Raw genomic sequence first — 6,519 nt, forward strand, 5'->3', positions numbered from 1 at the left:
GGCCGGCGAGCGGTTATCGGACCGGGTCGTGGGTGCCGCGCGGCACGTGCGGCTTGCAGCGGCGCAGCCGGTCCGCGGCCATCCGCCCGCCGATGGCCAGGCCGTACTTCTCGACGGCGGTGAGGCCGTACGCGCTGCACGTCGGGGTGTAGCGGCACTGGCCGGGCCAGCGGTGCGACAGCCAGCGTCGGTAGCCGAGGATGGCGGCGCGGCCGGCCCGGTCGACGATCGGCGCGCGGCTGACCTGGGCGGTGGTCGCGCCGAGGGTGAGCATGAAGGAGAAGAGCCCGAAGTCGCAGCAGTCCGGGCCGTCGCAGTCGCACCAGTCGCACCAGTCGCGCTTCTTCTTCTTGGAAGGGTGTCGCTTGTGCCTGTGCTTGAGGTTGATCACGCCGTACATGATGCGACAGCCCCGCCACCGGCCGGACGGTGGAATCCGGGGCGTCCTCAGGGGCCGATTACGGGTACGCCCGGATGCCCGGCGGCGGCCGTCTTGCCAGCCTGGGCTGATGACGCTCACCGATGCCCGCCCCACCTCGTCGCTCCGCCTGCCCGCTCTCGTCGCCCCACTGCTGCTGCTCGTCTACGGCCTGTTCCGCGTCGCCGACGGGCTCGACGGCGACCGGGGCAACGGCTGGGCCTGGGACGTCGGACACGTCGCGTTCGGCCTCGGGATCCTGGTCTTCGTCGCGCTGGCGCTGCGGCTGCGCCGCGTACTGCTGCCGGCCGGGTGGCGGGCGGGGCTGGCGGTCGCGACGGCGGCCACCCTGCTCGGCGCGGCCGCCTTCCTCTGGGTGATCGTCTACGACCTGTTCCCAGGCCTGGAGGACGTGGCGGAGATCCCCGACCCGGTCTTCCTCCTCGGGCCGGTGCTCTTCGAGCTGGGTCTGTTGACGCTGCTGCTCCGGGCGGTCCTGGTCCGGCCGCGCCTGCTGCCGCCGTGGAGCCCGGTGCTGGTCCTGGTCGGGTTCGTGGCGATCGCGGTCGAGCTGGACCTGCTGCCGGTCGGTGCGGCCCTCGTCCTGGTCGGCCTGCTCCCGCTCGCCCGGGGCACGGGCCGGACGCGCTGACCGCGTCGGAGCGCACCGGTACCGTCCGAGGCATGGAGCAGCGGATCAGCCTGGTCACCCTCGGCGTCGCCGACCTGCCCCGCGCCCGCGCCTTCTACGAGCGGCTCGGCTGGCGCGGCCAGGAGGTCGAGGAGACGGTCTTCTTCCAGGCCGGCGGCCTCGCGTTGGTGCTGTGGGGGCGGGAGAAGCTGGCCGCCGACGCGGGGGTGCCGGACAGCGGGCCGGGCGCGGCGACCCTCGCCCAGAACGTCCACTCCCGGGCCGAGGTCGACGCGATCCTCGCCACGGCCGCCGAGGCGGGGGCGCGGGTCACCCGTCCCGCCGCCGACACCTTCTACGGCGGGTACGCCGGCTGTTTCACCGACCCGGACGGGCACGTGTGGGAGATCGCCTGGAACCCGGGCTTCCCACTCGCCGCCGACGGCACCCTGACCGTGCCGGACTTCGACGTCCCGCCGTCGACCTGACCGGCGGAGCCGGCACCCCGGGCCGAGGTGACCCGCAGGCCGGCGACCCGCAGGCCGGTCAGGTGAAGATGGTGCGGCGTACCCCTTCGTGGCCGGCGCAGGCGTTGCGCCGCCCGCCGGTGAGGCTGACCGACCCGTCCTTGCACAGCACCAGGTAGCCGCGCCCGGAGTAGAACTCCTGCACGCAGTCGAAGTGGTCGCAGACCCGGTGGTCGGGCCGGCGGATCCGCTGGCCGCCGCAGTAGTCGTACCCCATGGGGTTGGCCGGGGCGCCGCAGCGCTGCTCGGCCGGTTCGGCGCTGCGCGACGGCGCGGGCTTCGGCCGGGGTTTCGCGGCGGGCTTCGGCTTCGGCGCGGCCGATCTCTGCGGTGCAGGGGTGGCGGCGGCGGCGACCTCGGAGCCGGGCCGCACCGGTGGGTCGGAGTCGAGCAGCACCGCCGGCACGACCAGGGTCAGCGCGGCGGCGACGGCGACGGTGCGGCGTCCACCGGGGACACGGGCGGTGATCCTGGCCTGCCCGGGGGTGGCGATCGCCGGGCGGAACGGCCGGGTCTGGTCGTGCTCGGCGATCAGCTCGTCGAGCTGGGCGAGGACGGTGTCGCGCTGCTCGATGGCGTCGGCGAAGGCGAGGGTGAGCACGAACCGGAAGTCGGCCGCCTCGGTGGCGGGCAGCAGCAGGCCGCCGGTCTGCTTGCGGTCGAGGACCTGGACCAGGCTCACCGGGGCCGCCGGGTCGTGGGACAGGCCGGTCATCCGCCCGTACGCCCAGTCGCGCCGGCCGCTGCCACCGACGAACACCAGACGGCGGTTGGTGATCACGGCCATCCCGGCGTCGGTGGGGCGGACCCCGTCGGGGGGTCGCAGGCGCAGCGGCGCCGGGTGCGGCTCGACGGTCAGGTCCGGGGCGGGCAGCACCGCCGTGTGCCGCACCTCGACCAGTTGGGCGGCCGGCCAGGCCCGGAAGACCAGCTCGCCGGGGACCAGTTCCAGGGGCAGCCCGCTGCCCGCCGCCACCGAGCCGCGTAGGTCGGCGGCGAGGCCGCGCAGCCGGCGCAACTCGTCGTCGCGCCGCCGCCAGGCCGCCTCGGCCTCGCGGTACGTGTGCTGCCGGCGCTCGTTCTGCTTCCGCGCCCACGTGTAGCGCCAGGTGGAACCCGTCGAATCAGTTTCTGCCACGCCGACTCCTCCGCCGCGCGAGCCACCAACCGGGGTGTCGTACGGGTTAACAGCGGACCAGCGTGGGCGGAACCGGCATTGCCGATCTTTCACCCGATCGGTGGATCCATCGGCGCACGTTGGGCGGAGCCGCCGCGTCGATTCACGTCCGGCAGGGAAGAGCGGACAGCCCTCGGTCGGGTGACCCCGGTGCGGTAGAGAGTGGACCGGACAGCGATCCGCTTACCGTGCGAACGTGAGCAAAACAGACAAGCGGTGCTCGTCTTCACCGCGTCGCGTACCCGGGAAAGGGCTCGTGGCGCTGGTCGCCGCCGCGACGGTGGCGCTGGTCGCCGCCCCGGCGGTCGCCGACGGCGGCCCGGGACCGCTGGCGCCACGCCCGCCGGCCGCGACGGTGGCCTGGCTGGCCTTCCCCGGCGGGGTCTTCTCGGTCGACGCCGCCGCGCGCACCGTCCGCTACCGGGCCTGCGACGGCGACACCGGCCGGATCGCCGACCCGGGCATGCGGGTCACCGCCGGGTCCGCCAGCGGCCGGCTCACCGTCGGGGGTACGACCTACCGGTACGACGTGCCGCTGGTCGGCCGCTCCCGGGGCCTGCTCATGGTGTTCCCGCCGCACGCCCGCTTCGACTGGCACGTCGGCGAGGTGGTCACCAACCCGATGCCGCCCACCGATCCGGCGGCCGGCCGGGCTCTGCTCCCGTTGACCGGCCGGCTCGCGTCGGTGGTGGCCGGCGCGCCGGCCACCGGTAACCAGGCCGGGGCGACGGTCCGCGACCTCTCCGGCCGGTACGGCATGCAGCAGGTCGCGGTCAACGGCACGCTGCGCCCGAAGGCGGCCAGTGTGATCAAGCTGTGGATCCTGGTCGAGTTGCTGCGTCGGGTCGACTGCGGTCAGGTGTCGCTCGACGAGCGGGTGCTGGTCACCCGGGCCGACGTGGTCGGCGGCACCGGCCAGTTGCAGTTCGAGCAGATCCCGCAGCTGGCGACCCTGCACAAGCTCGCCGAGTACATGATCGAGTACAGCGACAACACGGCCACGAACGTGCTGATCAATTACCTGGGTGGGTTCGCGCCGATGAACGCGCTGGCCGACTCGATGAACCAGCGGCAGACCGTGCTGGCCCGCAAGATGCTCGACACCGAGGCCGCCGCCCGGGGCGAGGAGAACTACACCAGCCCGGACGACGTCATCTCGCTGCTCGGCGCGGTCTGGGACGCGCAGATCCTCACCCCGGCCTCCCGCGACCTGATGATCGGCTTCATGCGGGAGCAGACGCTCAACAGCAAGATCCCCGCCGCGTTGCCGCCCGGCACCCCGGTCGCGCACAAGACGGGTGAGCTGCCGGACGCCTCGCACGACGTCGGCTACTACCTGATCCCGGGCGCGGAGACGGCCGTCGCCTTCCTCACCTCCGGCCCGGAGCCCTCCGGCGCCGATCTCGTCCGCCGGCTCGCCCGCACGGTCTACGACTACGTGGTCCCCTGACCGGCGGCGGGCGCGAGCAGGCGGCGCGCCACGTCGGCGGCCTGGCGGGCCGGCTCGGGGCTGCCGGGGTCGCCCGGGCCGAGGTGTGCGCCCGGGACCTGCCGGATGCGGAGATCCACCTGCTGGACCTCGGCCACTTCGCGCTGGAGACCCACGGCGCCGAAATCGCCGGCCTGATCCGCACCTTCCTGCACCGGACCGGCACGCCATGACCGGCGTCGGTCGGGCCCGCAACCGGGTCCGACCGACGCCACCTCAGGGGGCCTCGACGCCGGAGATGCGGAACTTGTGCACCTCCGCGCCACGGATCGCCGTCACCTGCTCCTCGGCGGGCCCGGCACCCCGGAAGGCGAGCAACCGCTCGTCGCTCTCCCAGCGCTCGTACACGTTGATTCGGGCCGGCTCGACCAGGTCGGCGCTGATCGCGAAGTCGACGCAGCCGGGCGCGGACCGCGCCTGCCGGACGACCTCCACGCAGGAGGCCAGGTAGGCGTCCCGCCCCGTCGGGTCGACGTACAGGGTGCCGGCGACGATGAGCACTGCGGACCTCCGGTGGTACGGGCCTGGTCGGAAGGCGGGTGCCTCCCCGAGGATAAACGTCGGGGAGGCACCCGACTCATCGGTCAGGCGCGGCTGATCGCGTTGGCGTGGATCGCCTCGGCGAGGTACGCCGTCATCCCGGGCGCGATCTGCTCGTAGTGCGCGGTGAACCGGGGGTCCGCCACGTACAGGTCGGCCAGCCCGGTGTGGACCTCGTACGAGCAGTCGTAGAACCAGCGGGTGATGAGCTGCCGGTGCTCCTCGGCCAGCGCCATCGCCGCCGGCGAGTCCGCCGGCACGCCGGAGGCCATCACCTCGACGAACCGCCGCCCCCACTCCTCGTTCTCGGCCTTGTTGCGCAGCCAGTCCTCCTTGGAGTAGCCGGCCGTGCGCCGGGTCGACTCCCGGTACGCGTCGCTGTCACCCCATCGTCGCTCCGCCTCCTCGGCGTGCGCGTCCGGGTCGAAGTCGCCGAAGACCTCGAAGCGTTCCTCCGGCGTGAGCCTGATCTCCATCCGTCTCGCCTCCATCGCGATCTCGATCGCCGCGACCATCTCCCGGAGCCGGCCGATCCGGTCGGTGAGCAGCTCGTGCTGCCGGCGCAGGTGCGCCGCCGGGTCCGCGTCCGGGTCGTCGAGGATCGCCGCGATCTCCTCCAGCGGGAACCCCAGCTCGCGGTAGAAGCGGATGTGCTGCAACCGCTCCAGGTCCGCGTCGTCGTAGCGGCGGTAGCCCGCCGGGGTACGACCGCCGGGCGACAGCAGGCCGATCTCGTCGTAGTGGTGCAGCGTCCGGACCGTCACCCGGGCCGCCTTCGCCACCTGCCCCACCGTGTACGCCATGGGTTCCCTCCCTTCCGCGACCAAGGCTCCCGCCTCCCGCTGCGTGAGGGTCAAGCCCGATTCTGCGCGGCGGGCGGACCTGCCGGGGCCGGACACGCGGCCGCCCCCGGTCTCCCGAGGGGGTCGGGGAGAGCGGGGGCGGCCGGGTCGGGACGGTCAGGCGTTCAGCCGGTCCTTCGTCGGCGCGGGGGCGGCGAAGGCCTCGCTGGCCGGGGTGCGGAAGGCGTGCACCAGGCCGGCGATCGACAGCAGCAGGAGCAGCCCGGCGGCGATGAAGGTGACCAGGGCCGCCTGCCCGGCCTTGCGGCCGAACTCGCTGAAGCCGTACGAGGTGAGCAGCAGGCCGCGCAGCGTCTCGCCCTTGAAGACGGTGTCCCGCTGGCCGGTCACCTCGGCGAGCTGCTTCTGCAGGTCGGCCAGGGCCGGGTCGTTCGCCTCAGTGGCGGCCTTCACCTTCGCCTTGAGCTCGCTCTGCGGCTCACCCAGGTCGGCGTACGTCTTGCCGCCGGCCATGTTCTTCAGGTGCAGCCCGATGTACTCGTTGGCGTAGCACTCGGCCTGCTTGCCGGTGGTCAGCGTCTGGCCGGCGTACTCGACCAGGCAGTCGGCCTTCTTCTCCTCGTCGCTGAGCTTGTCGGCCGGTGTGAAGGAGATGTGCTGCGCGCCCAGCTGGTCACGCACGTAGTCGTTGGCGAAGTTGGCGTTCGTGGTGAGCACGATGCCGGCGACGAGCAGCAGGACGGTCAGGCCCAGCCCGCCGATGCTGAGCAGCAGGTCGAGGGTGCGGCGCTTCATCTGGTATCTCCCGAGGGGGCGTAAGGGGCGCGTCGGTGTGTCGAGCAATATCGTGCGCGATCATGGACGCCCCCGGTCAGGGCCGAACCCCCTGTCCTCTCCGGGACCTTGTACCCACCCCACCCCAGGCCCTCCGCCC

At 73.3% G+C, this 6,519-nt stretch carries 9 protein-coding genes; 4 read left to right on the plus strand and 5 right to left on the minus strand.

Features of this window, described 5'->3' with window-relative positions:
• Window positions 1–13: 13 nt before the first annotated feature.
• Complete coding sequence (yidD, locus tag ACPFP2_RS04325; protein ID WP_424086294.1) at window positions 14–400, minus strand: membrane protein insertion efficiency factor YidD; 387 nt, start codon at window positions 398–400, stop codon at window positions 14–16.
• 109 nt (window positions 401–509) lie between these two features.
• On the opposite strand from yidD, the gene ACPFP2_RS04330 reads away from it, so the two are divergent.
• Complete coding sequence (locus tag ACPFP2_RS04330) at window positions 510–1,070, plus strand: hypothetical protein (protein WP_424086296.1); 561 nt, start codon at window positions 510–512, stop codon at window positions 1,068–1,070.
• A gap of 32 nt (window positions 1,071–1,102) precedes the next feature.
• Window positions 1,103–1,537 (plus strand): VOC family protein, encoded by a 435-nt coding sequence (locus ACPFP2_RS04335; protein ID WP_424086298.1) that lies wholly within the window; start codon window positions 1,103–1,105, stop codon window positions 1,535–1,537.
• Between the two features lie 58 nt (window positions 1,538–1,595).
• Here the strand turns inward: ACPFP2_RS04335 and ACPFP2_RS04340 are convergent, their stop codons facing one another.
• Entirely contained in the window at window positions 1,596–2,714 is a 1,119-nt protein-coding gene (locus ACPFP2_RS04340; protein ID WP_424086300.1) for a hypothetical protein, read from the minus strand.
• A 235-nt stretch (window positions 2,715–2,949) separates the two neighbouring features.
• On the opposite strand from ACPFP2_RS04340, the gene ACPFP2_RS04345 reads away from it, so the two are divergent.
• Together ACPFP2_RS04345 and ACPFP2_RS04350 are read left to right on the plus strand one after the other, a co-directional pair.
• Window positions 2,950–4,203 carry a serine hydrolase gene (locus ACPFP2_RS04345; protein WP_424086302.1) on the plus strand — a complete coding sequence of 418 codons (1,254 nt, stop codon included), beginning with the start codon at window positions 2,950–2,952 and terminating at the stop codon, window positions 4,201–4,203.
• A gap of 83 nt (window positions 4,204–4,286) precedes the next feature.
• Window positions 4,287–4,415, plus strand: coding sequence for a hypothetical protein (locus tag ACPFP2_RS04350; RefSeq protein ID WP_424086304.1), 129 nt, complete (start codon window positions 4,287–4,289; stop codon window positions 4,413–4,415).
• A 43-nt stretch (window positions 4,416–4,458) separates the two neighbouring features.
• Here the strand turns inward: ACPFP2_RS04350 and ACPFP2_RS04355 are convergent, their stop codons facing one another.
• From ACPFP2_RS04355 to ACPFP2_RS04365, 3 genes are all read right to left on the minus strand, one after another.
• A complete protein-coding gene (locus ACPFP2_RS04355; RefSeq protein WP_424086306.1) occupies window positions 4,459–4,743 on the minus strand; it encodes a putative quinol monooxygenase in 285 nt (94 codons plus the stop codon).
• An 83-nt stretch (window positions 4,744–4,826) separates the two neighbouring features.
• Window positions 4,827–5,585 carry a MerR family transcriptional regulator gene (locus ACPFP2_RS04360; protein WP_424086308.1) on the minus strand — a complete coding sequence of 253 codons (759 nt, stop codon included), beginning with the start codon at window positions 5,583–5,585 and terminating at the stop codon, window positions 4,827–4,829.
• Window positions 5,586–5,741: 156 nt separating this feature from the next.
• A complete protein-coding gene (locus tag ACPFP2_RS04365; protein WP_424086310.1) occupies window positions 5,742–6,380 on the minus strand; it encodes a hypothetical protein in 639 nt (212 codons plus the stop codon).
• Between the last annotated feature and the right edge of the window lie 139 nt (window positions 6,381–6,519).

The organism is Micromonospora citrea, from assembly GCF_049629545.1.
GTDB classification, from domain to species: domain Bacteria; phylum Actinomycetota; class Actinomycetes; order Mycobacteriales; family Micromonosporaceae; genus Micromonospora; species Micromonospora citrea_A.

Bases quoted from the DNA above. Each gene is read 5' to 3' on its own strand.
- yidD (WP_424086294.1), bottom strand. From the start codon at position 400: ATGTACGGCGTGATCAACCTCAAGCACAGGCACAAGCGACACCCTTCC.
- ACPFP2_RS04330 (WP_424086296.1), top strand. From the start codon at position 510: ATGACGCTCACCGATGCCCGCCCCACCTCGTCGCTCCGCCTGCCCGCT.
- ACPFP2_RS04335 (WP_424086298.1), top strand. From the start codon at position 1,103: ATGGAGCAGCGGATCAGCCTGGTCACCCTCGGCGTCGCCGACCTGCCC.
- ACPFP2_RS04360 (WP_424086308.1), bottom strand. From the start codon at position 5,585: ATGGCGTACACGGTGGGGCAGGTGGCGAAGGCGGCCCGGGTGACGGTC.
- ACPFP2_RS04365 (WP_424086310.1), bottom strand. From the start codon at position 6,380: ATGAAGCGCCGCACCCTCGACCTGCTGCTCAGCATCGGCGGGCTGGGC.